Source organism: Jiella pacifica (assembly GCF_010500815.1).
GTDB classification, from domain to species: Bacteria; Pseudomonadota; Alphaproteobacteria; order Rhizobiales; family Rhizobiaceae; genus Jiella; species Jiella pacifica.
In genome coordinates this window covers 68,845-84,294 of record NZ_JAAAMG010000002.1, presented here as the reverse complement: position 1 = coordinate 84,294, position 15,450 = coordinate 68,845, and the positions used below count along the sequence as shown (strand labels likewise).

General features: G+C 65.1%; 13 protein-coding genes. 11 read left to right on the top strand and 2 right to left on the bottom strand.

Features of this window, described 5'->3' with window-relative positions; all coding sequences use genetic code 11:
* Positions 1-7: 7 nt before the first annotated feature.
* The gene (locus tag GTK09_RS03145; RefSeq protein ID WP_163461055.1) at positions 8-1,393 is read left to right on the top strand and encodes a sigma-54-dependent transcriptional regulator; all 1,386 of its coding nucleotides are present in this window, start codon (positions 8-10) and stop codon (positions 1,391-1,393) included.
* A gap of 183 nt (positions 1,394-1,576) precedes the next feature.
* Here GTK09_RS03145 and GTK09_RS03140 read toward each other — a convergent pair whose 3' ends face one another.
* Complete coding sequence (locus GTK09_RS03140; RefSeq protein ID WP_163461054.1) at positions 1,577-2,176, bottom strand: TetR/AcrR family transcriptional regulator; 600 nt, start codon at positions 2,174-2,176, stop codon at positions 1,577-1,579.
* 86 nt (positions 2,177-2,262) lie between these two features.
* Here GTK09_RS03140 and GTK09_RS03135 point away from each other — a divergent pair, with 86 nt between their 5' ends.
* The 10 genes from GTK09_RS03135 (at position 2,263) to GTK09_RS03090 (ending at position 14,315) form a co-directional block, all read left to right on the top strand.
* The gene (locus GTK09_RS03135) at positions 2,263-2,625 is read left to right on the top strand and encodes a darcynin family protein (RefSeq protein WP_203560870.1); all 363 of its coding nucleotides are present in this window, start codon (positions 2,263-2,265) and stop codon (positions 2,623-2,625) included.
* A 15-nt stretch (positions 2,626-2,640) separates the two neighbouring features.
* Complete coding sequence (locus GTK09_RS03130; RefSeq protein ID WP_246217678.1) at positions 2,641-3,576, top strand: NADP-dependent oxidoreductase; 936 nt, start codon at positions 2,641-2,643, stop codon at positions 3,574-3,576.
* A gap of 856 nt (positions 3,577-4,432) precedes the next feature.
* Entirely contained in the window at positions 4,433-5,446 is a 1,014-nt protein-coding gene (locus tag GTK09_RS03125; RefSeq protein ID WP_163461053.1) for a DctP family TRAP transporter solute-binding subunit, read from the top strand.
* 152 nt (positions 5,447-5,598) lie between these two features.
* Positions 5,599-6,279: a TRAP transporter small permease gene (locus GTK09_RS03120; protein WP_163461052.1), complete on the top strand. Its 681-nt coding sequence runs from the start codon at positions 5,599-5,601 to the stop codon at positions 6,277-6,279.
* Between the two features lie 7 nt (positions 6,280-6,286).
* Complete coding sequence (locus GTK09_RS03115) at positions 6,287-7,912, top strand: TRAP transporter large permease (protein ID WP_163461051.1); 1,626 nt, start codon at positions 6,287-6,289, stop codon at positions 7,910-7,912.
* 260 nt (positions 7,913-8,172) lie between these two features.
* Complete coding sequence (locus tag GTK09_RS03110; RefSeq protein ID WP_163461050.1) at positions 8,173-9,231, top strand: sugar phosphate isomerase/epimerase family protein; 1,059 nt, start codon at positions 8,173-8,175, stop codon at positions 9,229-9,231.
* 14 nt (positions 9,232-9,245) lie between these two features.
* The gene (locus GTK09_RS03105; RefSeq protein WP_163461049.1) at positions 9,246-10,415 is read left to right on the top strand and encodes a Gfo/Idh/MocA family protein; all 1,170 of its coding nucleotides are present in this window, start codon (positions 9,246-9,248) and stop codon (positions 10,413-10,415) included.
* A gap of 379 nt (positions 10,416-10,794) precedes the next feature.
* The gene (locus GTK09_RS03100) at positions 10,795-12,336 is read left to right on the top strand and encodes a sugar ABC transporter ATP-binding protein (RefSeq protein ID WP_163461048.1); all 1,542 of its coding nucleotides are present in this window, start codon (positions 10,795-10,797) and stop codon (positions 12,334-12,336) included.
* On the top strand, positions 12,326-13,324 hold the full coding sequence (locus tag GTK09_RS03095; RefSeq protein WP_163461047.1) for an ABC transporter permease: 999 nt from the start codon (positions 12,326-12,328) through the stop codon (positions 13,322-13,324). The genes GTK09_RS03100 and GTK09_RS03095 overlap by 11 nt, the downstream gene beginning before the upstream one ends.
* A gap of 25 nt (positions 13,325-13,349) precedes the next feature.
* Positions 13,350-14,315, top strand: a complete 966-nt coding sequence (locus GTK09_RS03090; protein ID WP_163461046.1) for an ABC transporter substrate-binding protein — start codon at positions 13,350-13,352, stop codon at positions 14,313-14,315.
* Between the two features lie 502 nt (positions 14,316-14,817).
* Here GTK09_RS03090 and GTK09_RS03085 read toward each other — a convergent pair.
* Positions 14,818-15,402 (bottom strand): TetR/AcrR family transcriptional regulator, encoded by a 585-nt coding sequence (locus tag GTK09_RS03085; RefSeq protein ID WP_163461369.1) that lies wholly within the window; start codon positions 15,400-15,402, stop codon positions 14,818-14,820.
* Between the last annotated feature and the right edge of the window lie 48 nt (positions 15,403-15,450).

The following is a 15,450-nucleotide window of genomic DNA, read 5'->3' as shown; positions in this document are numbered from 1 at the left end:
GGGTTTCGTGGCGAAGGATTTCGAGCGGGCGGTCGTTCACCTTATCGAGGACGACGAGGATCTGCGCCACGCGCTGCAGCAGGGGCTGGAGCTCGGCGGCTTCGCCGTCTCGCCCCATCGCACCACCGAGGAGGTGCTGACGCGGATCGGCACCGAATCCTACGCCGTGATCGTCAGCGACATCCGCATGCCCGGCATGGACGGCCTGTCGTTTCTGAAGGCGGCGCTGGCGATCGACCCGACAATGCCGGTCATCCTGATCACCGGCCATGGCGACGTGCAGATGGCCGTCGATGCTATGCGCGCCGGGGCATACGACTTCATCGAGAAGCCGTTCTCGGTGTCGCGGCTGATGGCCGTCGCCGAGCGGGCCCTGGAAAAGCGCCGGCTGGTCCTCGAGAACCGCATCCTGCGCTCGACCCTCGACGGCGGCGACGAGCTCGCCGGGCGCCTCGTCGGCCGCACGCCCGGCATCCAGCGGCTGCGCCAGCAGATCCATGCCCTCGCCGACACCGACGTCGACGTTCTCGTCCTCGGCGAAACCGGCACCGGCAAGGAGGTGGTGGCGCGGGCGCTGCACGATTGCGGTGGCCGGGCGAAGGGCAATTTCGTCGCCATCAACTGCGCGGCCCTGCCGGCCGATATCATCGAATCCGAGCTGTTCGGCCACGAGCCCGGCGCCTTCACGGGCGCGGCGAAGCAACGGATCGGCAAGCTCGAACATGCCAATCGCGGCACGATCTTCCTCGACGAGATCGAATCCATGCCGTTCGACCTGCAGGCCAAGCTGCTGCGCGCCATCGAGACGCGCTCGGTGGAACGCCTCGGCTCCAACCGGCCGATTCCGCTCGACGTCCGCTTCGTCGCGGCGACCAAGACCGATCTCGCCGAGGCAGGCCTCGGCGGGCGCTTCCGGCTCGACCTCTATTACCGCCTCAACGTCGTCACCCTGACCATCCCGCCCCTGCGGGAGCGCCGCGAGGACGTGCCGCTCCTGTTCTTCCACCTCGCCCGCGAAGCGCGAGCGCGCTTTCGCCGCGAGATCCCGGCGGTGAGCCACGCGCTGGAAATGCAGCTGATGCGACAAGACTGGCCGGGCAACGTCCGCGAACTCAGGAACTATGCCGACCGCTTCGTCCTCGGCATGTGGCCGGGCTTCGAGGCGGAGGAAGGGCAGGGGGCGGTCGCCGGTGTCGCAGCGGGCGGCAATGGCGCCTCCGGCTCCCTGGCCGATCGCCTTGCGTCCTACGAGCGCTCGGTCATCGAGGCCGAGCTCGCCCGCAATGGCGGCGCGCTGAAGCCGACCTACGAGGCGCTGCAGATCTCCCGAAAGGGCCTCTACGACAAGATCAGGAGGCTCGGGATCGAGGGCGGGGTCGGATTGGAGGAGTGATGCGGGAGGCGAGGGGCGGCGCGTGAGGGAGAATAGGCTGAAAGTGTTTCAAAGCGATCGACCGGGGTGGGTGGAAAGCGGTCGGGCAACTTGAGGGTCAGGGACGATCAAAGCAGACATTGCTGTCCCATTCGGTAGTCCAACTATCTTCGCTACCTGCCACCCGCCATCCGCAAAAATAAGCTACGAGTACGTGAGATAACCGAGAACTGCACGCTCCACACGTGCAGCCAGATCAATCTGGATGGTCTCACCTCGCTCGCCCGCTGCATCGATCATGCCCTTGATGATCGCCATCACGTCTTGCGTCACAACGAGAGGCGGCTCCTGCGATGTGAGGTCTGGTCGACTGAACAGCGATAAGCCGATCTGGCGAAACTCTTCGGCAACCCTTGCTGTTTCGATATCTCTCGGCAGGACCGCTTCTTCGAAGTCCAACAACCGGGCGAGGGCCGGCCGTCGCAACTGATGCGCCACGCAGGCCCGGATCAGCCTTGTCAGAGCGGCCCGGCCGGTCGGCTCGTCCAGTGCGGTCTTGGCCTCGGCGATCAACAGGTTCGTTTCACGAACGATGAGCGCGCTGAGCAGCGCCTCTTTGCTCGGAAAGTATTGGTAAAGCGAACCGATGCTGACGCCTGCACGCTCGGCCACCGCGTTGGTCGAGAATCCAGCGCGTCCATTCTCCTCCAGAATGCGAGCAGCCGCCTCGACAAGCGCAGCGACGGTAGCTTGTGCCCGCTCTTGAATGGGCTGTTTGCGGGGACGAGGGCGATGATCGGTCATAAACAAGTCCACGATCGGAATGCGAGTATAAAAACTGAGCGAATGCTCATATCATTCATCCAGTCAATCAATCAAGGTGACATGAGATGAATGAAGAGAATATCGGCAAGACGGTGATGACGGTATTTATGCTCGTCAAGACAACGCGGCTCTGGCTGGACAAGCCTGTCGACGAACGCTTCGCGTGGGGCGAAGCGGTTCTGGAGCCGATACTGAAAAAGCATGCCAGCGGCGTCTCTCTTCGCTTCTTCGACGTCGAGTTCTACAGCGCTCGGGTAACGGATATCTTCGTATGGAACGTTGTAAATCGGAAATCATACGAATTGCTCGTCGAGGAACTGAGAGAAACGGACTTCTGGGACAAGTATTTCGGGATTATCGAAATATTGGTCGGCGTCGAGGACGCATACGCCGACAACTATGACCGCAAAACGCTCGCATCAGCTTGAATGACAGAGGAAGTAATGAGTGGCAAAAACCCGATGAAGGCGGCAATCATTAAAGAGTACGGCGACAACGGCGTTGTGCGTATCGACGACGTGGAGCGGCCCAGACCGCAGACGGATGAAGTCCTGATCAGGGTCCATGCTGCAGGCGTCAACCCGGTTGACTGGAAGATCCGCGATGGCGCGGGGCAGCGCCTGGGCCTCACCTTACCGATCTGCCTCGGAGGCGAGATTGCCGGTACGGTGGCAGAAATTGGTGAGGGTGTCAGCGCGCTCAGTGTTGGCGATGCGGTGTTCGGCATGGTCAAGTCCGGTGGCTTCGCTGAGTACGTTGTGGCCAAGGTGAGCGGTGTCGTCGCCAAGCCTGCGAGCCTCGACTTCGTCGAAGCTGCGGCGGTACCGTTGGGCGGGCTGACTGCCTGGCAGGCGATGTTCGACATGGCTGGTCTTGCGAGTGGCCAGCAGTTGTTGGTCACGAACAGCTCGGGAGGTGTCGGCTCGCTGGCGGTGCAGTTGGCCAAAGCCAAAGGGGCTCATGTCACCGGTATGGCCTCCTCCGGCAACGAGGACTTCGTGCGCAGCCTCGGTGTCGATGCCTTCATCGATTACACCAGGCAGCCTTTCGAGCAGGTTGCACGTGATATGGACGTGGTCTTCGACACGGTGGGCGGGGACACGTTCCAACGTGCCTTTCAGACCCTGAGAAAGGGCGGCTTTCTCACTACGGCAACAGCCTTCCCTCAGAACGAGGCAGCGCAATACGGCGTGGGCGTCGGGCGGGTGTTCTGCACACCCAACACCGAACAGCTCAAGGCCATTTGTGAACTGGTAAATGCGGGGAAGGTGCGGCCGTTCGTCAGCACCGTGTTGCCTCTCTCACAGGTTCGGGAAGCGCTCGCGCTTTCTGCGAGCGGCCGGACACGGGGAAAGATTGTTCTGCGGATTGCGGAATAGAGGAGTGGGAAGGCGAAAGCCTCCCCCCGAGTGCTCGAAGTCCTTTTGGCTCAATCCATTCCACCCAACGCTGCCGAAGACGACCCGAACCAGCGTCGACTGTCGGTTGTCGTTAGAGGCGACCATTGATGGCCTCAAAGGGTCGAATGCCGCCGATCGATTGAGCTGGAATGAATTCAGCAATTCCGTTTCAGTTTGCGTCGACAGGGGAATGCCGCCGGTCGCCTTCAAAACCGCTTCGGCCGTTGCCTCGCGCCATGCACGAGCGTCAGGATTTCGACCTCGACCCGCACCGGCAGACCATCATATCGCCCGGTAGGGATCTCCGGTTCTCGGCTTCCGCGACACGGCCGGGGCGGCTGGCCGTTGGGTTGGCCGCAAGCAAGGGCCGTCGCGGGGCGAGCGATCTGCGATCTCCATGACGCGACGTCCTCGGCCCGGGAGGGGCGATGGCCGGACGCCCTTCGGTCTTCGTCATGGTCACTGATGATGTCACCTTCGCCACCCATTTGCGCCGGGCGGATGGGTAGCTGGCGATACGCCGTGGTCGCTTCGGCCCGTCCGTGGTGGCACCGAAAAGCCTCGTCGCGCTTTGTGGCCAGCGGTTTGCTGCATTTGCGCCACTTTTTGTCCCCTCTGGCACGTCCCTTGCTGATCATTCGTCGTCGCGACGGCGGGAGGCGCTGCGGCGGAACGACGGGCTCGTCATCGAGCGGTCGGTCGGACGGGCCCCGAAGAACGGCGGCCGTTCATTTCCGCATATCTTCTTCCGAAGCGTCGCGGTCCGCCACTCGGCGGGTCGCAGAGCTGTGCAATTCAAGCGGGCCGAAGCGGCCCGTCGCGGAGGAGAACATTCATGAACAAGCTTTTGCTCGGCAGCGTCTCGCTGATCGCCTTCGGTTTCGCCTCGGGCGTCGCCCAGGCCGATCCGAAGGGCTGCGACGACGGCGAGATGGTCATCAAGTTCAGCCATGTCGTCGCCGCGACCGGTCATCCGAAGGGCGATGCCGCGACGATGCTCGCAAACCGCGTCAACGAGGAGATGGAAGGCAAGGCCTGCATGCAGGTCTTCGCGAATTCGACGCTGTTCGACGACGACAAGGTGATGGAGGCGCTGCTGCTCGGCGACGTCCAGCTCGCCGCGCCGTCGCTGTCGAAATTCGAGGCTTATACGCTGAAGTACCGGCTGTTCGATCTGCCCTTCCTGTTCGAGAGCCTCGACGCGGTCACCAGCTTCACCCAGTCCGACGCCGGCAAGGGCATGCTGACCCTGATGGAGGACGTCGGCTATACCGGCCTTGGCTACTGGTCTTCCGGCCTGAAGCAGTTCTCCGCCGACAAGCCGCTGCTGGTGCCCGAGGATGCCAACGGCCTGAAGTTCCGCATCCAGACCTCCGACGTCGCCGAGGCGATGATCGAGGCGATGGGCGGCTCGGCCCAGAAGCTGGCCTTCAAGGAGGTCTACGGCGCCTTGCAGACCGGCGTCGTCGACGGCCAGGAGAACACCTGGTCGAACATCTACACCCAGAAGTTCTTCGAGGTGCAGGACGGCGTCACCGAGACCAACCACCAGCTGCTCGCCTATCTCCTCGTCACCTCGACCGAGTGGCTGAACGGCCTCGACCCGGAGATGCGTGACCAGTTCGTGAAGATCGCGGACGAGGTGACGCAACAGGCCAATGCCAGCGTCGCCGAGATCGAGCAGAAGAACCGCCAGAACATCGTCGATGCCGGCGGCACCGTGCGCGAGCTCTCGCCCGAGCAGCGCAAGCAGTGGGTCGACACGATGAAGCCGGTCTGGGCGAAGTTCACCGACGACATCGGCCAGGACCTCATCGACGCCGCGGTGGCTTCCAACTCCGGCGACTGATCGCGTCTTTGCTGATCTTGCAGCCGACCCTCGCTTAGCGCGAGGGCCGGCATGCGGGCCGACATCCCGCCGCCCTGCGCGTGAATTTTCCGCGCCGCATTCCCCCATCGCCCGAAGGCGCATTCGTTCCGCCGCTCGAAAGGTCCCGCCCCGTGCTTAGCCTGTGGCCGTATTTCGCGATCCTCGGCCTGATCGCGCTGCTCTTCGTGATCGAGCGCCGCTGGCCGGACGCCGTCACCCGCTTCGAGGAAAACGTCCTCGCCATCCTGCTGGCGACGATCACTCTCGTGTCGTTCTTCCAGGTGATCGCCCGCTACGGTTTTTCGACCGGCTGGGGCGGGGCGCTGGAATTCAACCGCATCCTGTTCGCCTGGCTGATCCTGTTCGGCATGGGCTACGGCCTGAAGACGGGGCTGCATCTCGGCGTCGACGCGGCGATCCGCACCTTTCCCAAGCCGCTGTTCAGGGTCACGGCGATCTTCGGCGCCTTCGCGACCCTCCTCTACGCCGCGATCCTCCTGTCCGCCGACTGGCTGCAACTGTTCGGTGCCCACACCTCCGGCGGCGCGGTCTTCTACTGGGAGCGCTTCTTCAAGATCGGCATCGGCCTCGACGACCTGCGCTACCCCGAATGGTTCCAGGAGACCTTTGGGGTGCAGGAGCGGGTGCAGCGCTGGATTGCCTATCTGATGCTGCCCATCGGCCTCGCGCTTCTCGGCTTCCGCGCCATCGAGGCGATGGTGGCGATCGCGACGGGCCGGCGCGAACTCGTCATCGCCGGACACGAGGCGGAAGACCTCGTGGCGGAAAACAAAGACGTCCTGAAGGACTGACGCCACGATGGAAGCCCTGATTCTCCTCCTCCTCGTCCTCGGACTGCTGTTCCTGGGCGTTCCCGTGGCGATCTCGCTCGGCCTGTCGGCCGTGATCATGATCGCCTTCTTCTCCACCGATTCCATGTCGTCGGTGGCGATCCAGCTGTTCACAGCTGCCCAGAACTACACGCTGCTCGCGATCCCGTTCTTCGTCCTCGCCTCGGCCTTCATGTCGACGGGCGGCGTCGCCAAGCGGCTGATTGATTTCGCCATCGCCACCGTCGGCCATTTTCGCGGCGGCCTCGCCATGGCGTCGGTGCTGGCCTGCATGCTGTTCGCGGCGCTGTCCGGTTCCTCGCCGGCGACCGTCGTCGCCATCGGCACCATCGCCATCGCCGGCATGCGCAAGGTGGGATACACCAAGGAGTTCTCGGCCGGCATCATCGCCAATGCGGGTACGCTCGGCATCCTCATCCCGCCGTCGATCGTCATGGTCGTCTATTCGGCAGCGACGAACGTCTCGGTCGGCCGGATGTTCCTCGCCGGCGTCATTCCCGGCCTTCTCGCCGGGCTGATGCTGATGGGGGCGATCTACATCGTCGCGCGCTGGAAGAACCTGCCGTCGGAGCCGTGGCACGGCTTCCTGCCGCTGCTCAGAAGCGGCAAGGCCGCCGGCTTCGGCCTGTTCCTGATCGTCATCATCCTCGGCGGCATCTATGGCGGCGTCTTCACGCCGACGGAGGCGGCGGCCGCGGCTGCGGTCTATGCCTTCCTCGTTGCCGTCTTCGTCTATCGCGACATGGGCCCGCTGAAGGGCCGGCCGTGGGTGGCCGAGAGCGACGCGCCGCGCGCCCGCACCGGCTTTTCCGCGCTCGCCTACGGCATCTCCTTCTTCGTCGTCGCGCTGATCCTCGTCTATTTCGTCACCGCCGGCCCCGGCGGGGACTCCACCCTGTCCTTCGGCGAGCGCAGCGTCCTGTGCGGCGTGCCGGCGATCCTCCTTGCCATTGCCTACGGGCTGTGGCGGGGCGAGGGCGGGTTTGCCGCGCTGCCGGCGATCTTCGCCGCCGGCCTGCCGATCTTCGGGCGGAACTTCGGGGCGATCGCCTTGAGCTTCTTCCCCGCCTGCTTCCACGGCGAGACGCGAAAGGTGCTCGTCGACGCGGCGCGGACGACGGTGATGCTGATGTTCATCATCGTCAACGCGCTGCTCTTCGCCCATGTGCTGACGTCCGAGCGCATTCCCGACGCGATCACCGCGTTGATGCTCGACTACGGCTTCAACTGGTTCACCTTCCTGATCGCCGTGAACGTGCTGCTCCTGATCGGCGGCCAGTTCATGGAGCCGTCGGGCCTGCTCCTCATCGTCGCCCCGGTGGTCTTTCCGATCGCCATCGAACTCGGCGTCGATCCGATCCATCTCGGCATCATCATGGTGGTGAACATGGAAATCGGCATGATCACGCCGCCGATCGGGCTCAACCTCTTCGTCACCTCGGGCATCACCGGCATGAGCCTCGTGAAGGTGGTGAAGGCGGCCATGCCCTTCGTCGGGGTGCTGTTCCTGTTCCTGATTCTGGTGACCTACGTGCCCTGGCTCTCCACCTGGCTGCCCTACAGCCTGATGGGGCCGGAACTCGTCACGCGATAGTGACACGGCCGGGAGCGATGGCGGCGTTTCGGGTGCCCTCGGGCGACACCGGGGCGCCGCCCGCGCGGCCTTCGTCCGCCGCCCTCATCGCCTGGAAAAGACTGCGACGGGGCAGCGTGAACCCTATTGTCGTCATCGGCCGGACAGCCGCTTCAAATCCGCCGCGGCCTATGCCACCATGACGGGTGACAAAGACGTTTGCGCTAATGCGGGCGTCCTGACGGCCGGGAGGAAAGCGGCCGCCAGACCGGGAGGAATACATGAAGACGATGAAGGGGCCGGGGATCTTCCTCGCCCAGTTCGCGGGCGATTCTGCGCCGTTCAACGATCTGAAGTCGATCGCCGACTGGGCGTCCGGCCACGGCTACAAGGGCGTGCAGATCCCGACCTGGGACACCCGTCTGTTCGACCTGAAGAAAGCGGCCGAATCGAAGGACTATTGCGACGAGGTCACCGGTATCTGCCGGGAGGCCGGCGTCGAGATCACCGATCTGTCGACCCATCTCCAGGGCCAGCTCGTCGCCGTCCATCCGGCCTTCGACGAAGCCTTTGACGGCTTTGCTGCGCCGGAAGTGCGGGGCAATCCCAAAGCGCGGCAGGAATGGGCGGTCGAGCAGCTGAAGATGGCGGCGAGAGCTTCCGGAAACTTCGGCTTCAAGAGCCACGTCACCTTTCCCGGCGCGCTTGCCTGGCCGTTCCTCTATCCGTGGCCGCAGCGCCCGGCGGGGTTGATTGACACCGCCTTCGAGGAACTGGCGAAGCGCTGGGTACCGATCCTCGACGCCTTCGACGCAGTTGGCTGCGACGTCGGCTACGAGATCCATCCGGGCGAGGACGTCTTCGACGGCGCGACCTTCGAGATGTTCCTCGAGGCCTGCAACGACCATCCGCGCTGCCAGATCAATTACGACCCGTCGCATTTCGTACTGCAGCAGCTCGATTACGTCGAGTTCATCGACATCTATCACGAGCGGATCTGTGCCTTTCACGTCAAGGACGCCGAGTTCAATCCCACCGGCCGACAGGGCGTCTATTCCGGCTATCAGCCCTGGCTGAAGCGCGCCGGCCGCTTCCGGTCGCTCGGCGACGGGCAGGTCGACTTCGCCGCGATCTTTTCGAAACTCGCCGAATACGACTACGATTCCTGGGCCGTCCTTGAATGGGAATGCGCCATCAAGGACGCCGAGCAGGGCGCCGCCGAAGGTGCGCCCTTCATCGCCAGCCACATCATCACCGTCACCGAAAAGGCCTTCGACGACTTCGCCTCGGGCGGAACGGACGAGGCGGCGAACAAGCGCATGCTCGGCATCGACGGCTGAGGGAGAGGCGAGAGATGGCTATCGAAGGACGCGACGAGACAAACGCGGGCCGCATCCGCCTCGGCATGGTCGGGGGCGGCGAGGGCGCCTTCATCGGCGGCGTGCACCGGATGGCGGCAAGGCTCGACGACAAGTTCCAGCTTCTGGCCGGTGCCCTGTCGTCGACGCCGGACAAGGCTGCGCGCTCGGCCGCCGCGCTCGGGCTCGATCCGGCGCGCAGCTACGGCTCCTATGAGGAGATGGCAAGCGCCGAGAAGGCGCGGCCGGACGGCATCGAGGCGGTGGCGATCGTCACGCCCAACCACATGCATTTCCCGGTGGCCAAGACCTTCCTCGAGGCCGGCTTCCACGTCATCTGCGACAAGCCGATGACGACGACGCTGGCCGAGGCGAGGGATCTGGCAGCCATCGCAAAGAGATCCGGCAAGGTCTTCGTGCTGACGCACAATTACACTGGCTATCCGATGATCCGCCAGGCGCGAACAATGGTGGCGGATGGCGAACTCGGCAAGATCCGCATGGTCGTCGCCGAATATGCCCAGGACTGGCTGGCGGAGCGGGCCGAAGACACCGGCTCCAAGCAGGCCGGCTGGCGGGTCGATCCCGCGAAAGCGGGAGCCGGCGGGGCGATCGGGGACATTGGCACCCACGCCCACAATCTCGCCTGCTACGTCACCGGGCTGAAGGTGGAGAAGCTTTCGGCCGACCTCTCGACCTTCGTGCCGGGCCGCCAGCTCGACGACAACGCCTCGATGCTGCTGCGCTTCGAAAACGGCGCCAAGGGCATGCTCTGGGCGAGCCAGGTGGCGGTCGGCAACGAGAACGGCCTGACGCTCCGGATCTACGGTGAAAAGGGCGGGCTCGACTGGTGCCAGGAGGAGCCGAACAAGCTCTGGTTCACGCCCTTGGGCGAGCCGAAGCGGCTGCTGACCCGCAACGGCGCCGGCGCGACCGCGCCTTCGACGTCGGTGAGCCGCATTCCGGCGGGCCATCCGGAAGGCTATCTGGAAGGCTTCGCGACGATCTACGCCGAGGCCGCCGCGCTGATCCGCGCCGCCACCGAGGGCCGCGAGCCGCCGGCCGGCCTCGCGCTGCCGACGATCGAGGACGGCATCGACGGCCTCGCCTTCATCGAAGCCTGCGTCAAGTCGTCGAAAGAGGATGGCGCTTGGGTATCGCTTTGATTGATCAGGACCTTGGCGGCCGACGGGCAGCCGCAGAAGCGGGCGGTCTTTCATTCGCTGCGAGGGTCCCTCCGGGATTGGCAGTGCTCGCTTGGGCTTCACCGGCCGACCGAAACCCGGGATCATTCACGCTGACAGGTGGGCAAGAGCATTGCCACGTCGTCATTCTCGGGCCCCGTCCCAAGAATCCAGGGGCCATAGCCGCAGCTTCGGCGGTTCGCACTGAGAACGCCCAAGGAAGACGCCACCGCTCAGCAATCTCTCTGAGACGTCATCGTCTCACGATCCCTGGATTCTCGGGACGGGGCCCGAGAATGACGGCCGCCTGTATGGTGGCCGTTGCGCCTGCTGCGGAGACGGGCAGAAGCGACGCCGCAGGATGAAGTCCTCCCGTCCTGTCCCCATCCTTGAAGCGCGCGGCGTCATCAAGTCCTTTGGCCCGATCGAAGTTCTGCACCACGTCGATTTCGCGCTCAGGCCCGGCGAGGTGCACGCCCTCGTCGGCGAGAACGGCGCCGGAAAGTCGACGCTGATGAAGTGTCTCGCCGGCTATCAGCCGGTGTCGGGCGGCGAGATCGTGCTGAAGGGCGAGCCGGTGAGCTTTCCCGACAGCGAGGCAGCCGAAAAGGCCGGCGTCGTCCTCATCCATCAGGAGTTCAATCTCGCCGAACAACTCTCGGCCGAGGAGAACGTCTTTCTCGGCCGGGAGCTGAAGCGCGGGTTCTTCCTCGATCGCAAGGCGATGCGGGCGAGGGCCGAGAGCCTTCTTCGCGAGCTTGCGACACCGGTCGACACGCGGCTGCCTGTGTCGCGGCTGTCGGTGTCGCAGAAGCAGATGGTGGAGATCGCCAAGGCGCTAGTCCGCGAGGCCCGCGTCCTGATCATGGACGAGCCGACGGCGGTCCTGACCGGCCGCGAGGCCGAGGTGCTGTTCGCCCAGATCGAGCGGCTGAAGGCGGATGGGGTCGCCATCCTCTACACCTCCCACAAGCTCGACGAGATCGCCCGGATCGCCGACGAGGTGACGGTGCTGCGCGACGGAGCGCTGGTCGCCAATGCGCCGGCGGCGGAGATGAATCCGAACCGGATGGCCGAACTGATGGTCGGACGCGAACTCAGCGATCTCTTTCCCGAAAAGCTCGCCGACCGGTCCCGCGAGGTCGTGCTGTCGGTGCGGGACTTCTCCGTCCCCGGCTATGTCGAGACGGCGAGCTTCGATCTGCATCGCGGCGAGATCCTCGGCTTTGCCGGCCTCGTCGGCGCCGGCCGCACCGAGCTGATGGAAGGCATTATGGGGCTGCGCCCGGCATCGGGCACGATCGGCCGCAACGGCGAGACGGTGCGGATCCGCGATCCGAAGGAGGCGACGCGCCGCGGCCTCGCCTATCTCACCGAAGACCGCAAGGGCCGGGGGCTGCTCTTGAAATACGGCCTCAGGGAGAACCTGACGCTGCTCGGCCTTGACCGCTTCTCCGGCATTTTCGTCGACGAGAAGGCCGAGGATAAAGCGCTGGACGCGGCGATCCGCCGCTTCGACATCCGGGCGGGGTCGAAGACGATGGCGGTCGGCAATCTTTCCGGCGGCAACCAGCAGAAGCTGCTTCTCGCCAAGACCATGCTGGTAGAGCCGCAGATCGTCATTCTCGACGAGCCGACCCGCGGCATCGACATCGGCACCAAGCAGCAGATCTACGCCTTCATCAATGAGCTGGCGCGCGAGGGGCGGTCGGTGATCGTCATCTCCTCGGAGATGACGGAGGTGATTGGGCTCTGTGATCGGGTGATCGTCATGCGGTCCGGCCGGATCGCCGGCGAGGTCTCCGGCGCCGAGATCACCGAGGAGGCCATCGTCCGGCGGGCGATGGGTTTGGAAGCAAGGCAAGGGACGGAAATGACGGGGGAGGCGGTTCATGTCGGCTGAGGCCAAGGTGGAGCCGCAGCGACGGCGCTTTGCCGTCGATCTTCACGTGATCGGGCCGCTTTTGGCCCTTCTCGCGCTCGTGATCCTCGGAATGTCCCTGAACGACCAGTTCCTCTCCGCCGGCAACGTCACCAATGTGCTGGCCCGCTCGGCCTTCATCGGCGTCATCGCGGTGGGCGCGACCTTCGTCATCACCATCGGCGGGCTGGACCTCTCGGTCGGCTCGATGTCGGCCTTTCTCGCCGGCGTGACGATCATCGTCCTGAACTCGCTGATCCCCATCGCCGGCGGCGGCTGGGGAACCATCATCCTCGGCATGGCCGCCTGCCTGTTGCTCGGCCTCGGCGCGGGGTTTCTGAACGGCATCCTGATCACCAAGGGCCGGATCGAGGCCTTCATCGTCACCCTCGGCACGCTCGGCATCTTCCGCTCGCTGGTCGTCTGGCTGGCCGATGGCGGCACGCTGTCGCTCGATTTCAACCTGCGCGAGGTCTACCGGCCGGTCTATTACGGCGGCCTCGCCGGCATCGCCTGGCCGATCATCGTCTTCGCCCTCGTCGCCATCATCGGCGAGATCGTCATGCGCCGCACCGCCTATGGTCGGCATTGCGCGGCGATCGGTTCCAACGAGCAGGTGGCGCGCTATTCGGCGATCCATGTCGACCGCGTCCGGCTCGCCACCTACATGCTGCAGGGCCTGCTCGTCGGCATCGCCACCGTGATGTACGTGCCGCGCCTCGGCTCCGCCTCCTCGACCACGGGTATCTTGTGGGAACTCGAGGCGATCGCCGCGGTGATCATCGGCGGAACGGTTCTGAAGGGCGGCTTCGGCCGGGTCTGGGGCACCGTCGTCGGCGTCGTCATCCTCAGCCTCATCGACAACATTCTCAATCTGACGGACCTCGTCAGCCCCTATCTCAACGGGGCGATCCAGGGCGTCATCATCATTCTCGCCGTCGTTCTGCAACGCGGCCGGAAAGGCGCATGAAGCGTCATCATTCGGGAGGAGTGATATGAAGAAAATCGTGAAATACGCAGCCGGCGCGCTGGTTGCCGCAGCGCTCGCGCTGCCCGGCGGAGCCTTCGCACAGGACAAGGACGCCAAGGCGACCATCGGCGTGTCGATCCCCGCGGCCACCCATGGCTGGACGGGCGGCGTGAACTTCCATGCCCAGGAGGCGATCGACGAACTGAAGGCCGCCTATCCGAACCTCGACTTCGTGCTCGCGACCGCCGGCGATCCCGGCAAGCAGGTCTCCGACATCGAGGACATGATGGCGACCCGCAACATCGACGCGCTGGTCGTGCTGCCCTTCGAATCCGACCCGCTGACCAGCCCGGTCAAGCGCGTCGCCGATGCCGGCAAGTTCGTCACCGTCGTCGACCGCGGCCTGTCGCAGCCGGGCATCCAGGACCTCTACGTCGCCGGCGACAACACCGCCTTCGGCCGCGTCTCGGGTGAATTCTTCAAGGAGAAGATGCCCGACGGCGGCAAGATCGTCGTCCTGCGCGGCATTCCGACGACCATCGACAACGAGCGCGTCGAGGCCTTCCAGGCCTCGCTCGAAGGCTCGAACATCGAGATCGTCGGGATGGAGCACGGCGACTGGAACCGGGACAAGGCCTTCGAGGTGATGCAGGACTTCCTGTCGAAGCACTCGGAGATCGACGCGGTCTGGGCTTCCGACGACGACATGGCGCTCGGCGTCATCGAGGCGGTCAAGCAGGCCGGCCGCGAGAGCGAGATGTGGGTGCTTGGCGGCGCCGGCATGAAGCAGATGATCGAGCGGGTGAAGGCCGGCGACACGATGGTGCCGGCCGACGTCACCTATCCGCCGTCGATGATCGCGACCGCGATCCGCCTCACCGCCGACCGCTTCGTCTCGCGGGCGCCGATGGCCGGCCGCTTCGTCATCGACTCGGTCCTGGTGACGCCGGAGAACGCCGACGAGCACTACTATCCAGACTCGCCGTTCTGAGCCGGTGTTCGCCCGACGGGCGAGCGCGTTTCGGAACGTGTGAGCGTCGATGCATGCAGCCGCCCGACGAGCGGCGAAATCGCGCGGGGGGGCCATGGGTTCCCGCCCGCATTGCGTTGGTGCACAGGGATCCGACGAATTGCGACCGCCCTTCGATCGGTGATGAGCCGTCGCCACGGCACCCTGTCCGCTGTCGACCTCGTCGACCTTGTCGACCGGACGTAAGCCCGATTTACCCGCTTCGTCATCCTGGGCTTGACCCGGGAACCATTCCTCTGCGCTGAAGCCACTCGTCCGGAGCAGAAAGACCCATGAATAGCGGTCGACCGGCTTGGCAGCGTCGGCGGTTTGGAATGGGTCCCGGTTCAAGCCCGGGATGACGAGGCTTCGTTGTCCTCGCCTCTTCTGCGACGTCGATGCCGGCCATGAGCCAACAGCCGCGGCACTGGCCCGTTCCGCCCAATAAATGCGGCGAGCGGCATTGCGCGGACAGGCGTCCGGGTCAGTGGGGATCAACCCCGCCGCGGCCGCCGGAATTCGGCGCGCCGTAGCGCAGCCCGTCCATCAACAGATTGACCAGCCGCTGCGAGCGCTCTCGCCAGTCCGGCCCGTCCTTGGTCGAGTAGAGGCTCGACAGGGCGTGCAGGACGTCGTCGGCGTCGGCGTCGCGGCGGATCGCGCCGGCGGCGACGGCGTCGCCGATCAGGCCGCGGAGCGCCAGCGGCACCTTGCCGGAGGTCGCAGCGAATAGCGGCGAATTGGATTCCAGGAGCAGTTTCAGACTGTCGCGCATGCCCCGCTTGGTGGCGATGTAGTGGACGAAGCGCTGCATCCATTCGGCCAGCGCCTCGTCCGGCGTCCTGGTGCGGCGCAGTTCCTCCGCGGCGGCGGCGAGCCCCTCGACCTCGCGGCAATAGACCGCCTCGATCAGCGCCTCGCGGGTCGGAAAATGCCGGTAGAGCGTGCCGATGCCGATGCCAGCCTCGCGCGCCATCGCCTCCAGCGACGCGTCGACGCCAGCCGTGGCGAAGGTCTCCGCAGCGATCGCCATGATCTTCTCCCGGTTCCGCCGCGCGTCGGCGCGCATCGGACGCTCGGTCGCCGGCTGCGGCCGGGTGGTGTGTTCGGGCTGCGT

Bases quoted from the DNA above. Each gene is read 5' to 3' on its own strand.
- GTK09_RS03100 (WP_163461048.1), top strand. From the start codon at position 10,795: ATGAAGTCCTCCCGTCCTGTCCCCATCCTTGAAGCGCGCGGCGTCATC.
- GTK09_RS03115 (WP_163461051.1), top strand. From the start codon at position 6,287: ATGGAAGCCCTGATTCTCCTCCTCCTCGTCCTCGGACTGCTGTTCCTG.
- GTK09_RS03110 (WP_163461050.1), top strand. From the start codon at position 8,173: ATGAAGACGATGAAGGGGCCGGGGATCTTCCTCGCCCAGTTCGCGGGC.
- GTK09_RS03095 (WP_163461047.1), top strand. From the start codon at position 12,326: ATGTCGGCTGAGGCCAAGGTGGAGCCGCAGCGACGGCGCTTTGCCGTC.
- GTK09_RS03125 (WP_163461053.1), top strand. From the start codon at position 4,433: ATGAACAAGCTTTTGCTCGGCAGCGTCTCGCTGATCGCCTTCGGTTTC.
- GTK09_RS03135 (WP_203560870.1), top strand. From the start codon at position 2,263: ATGAATGAAGAGAATATCGGCAAGACGGTGATGACGGTATTTATGCTC.
- GTK09_RS03140 (WP_163461054.1), bottom strand. From the start codon at position 2,176: ATGACCGATCATCGCCCTCGTCCCCGCAAACAGCCCATTCAAGAGCGG.
- GTK09_RS03105 (WP_163461049.1), top strand. From the start codon at position 9,246: ATGGCTATCGAAGGACGCGACGAGACAAACGCGGGCCGCATCCGCCTC.
- GTK09_RS03130 (WP_246217678.1), top strand. From the start codon at position 2,641: ATGAGTGGCAAAAACCCGATGAAGGCGGCAATCATTAAAGAGTACGGC.
- GTK09_RS03090 (WP_163461046.1), top strand. From the start codon at position 13,350: ATGAAGAAAATCGTGAAATACGCAGCCGGCGCGCTGGTTGCCGCAGCG.
- GTK09_RS03085 (WP_163461369.1), bottom strand. From the start codon at position 15,402: ATGCGCGCCGACGCGCGGCGGAACCGGGAGAAGATCATGGCGATCGCT.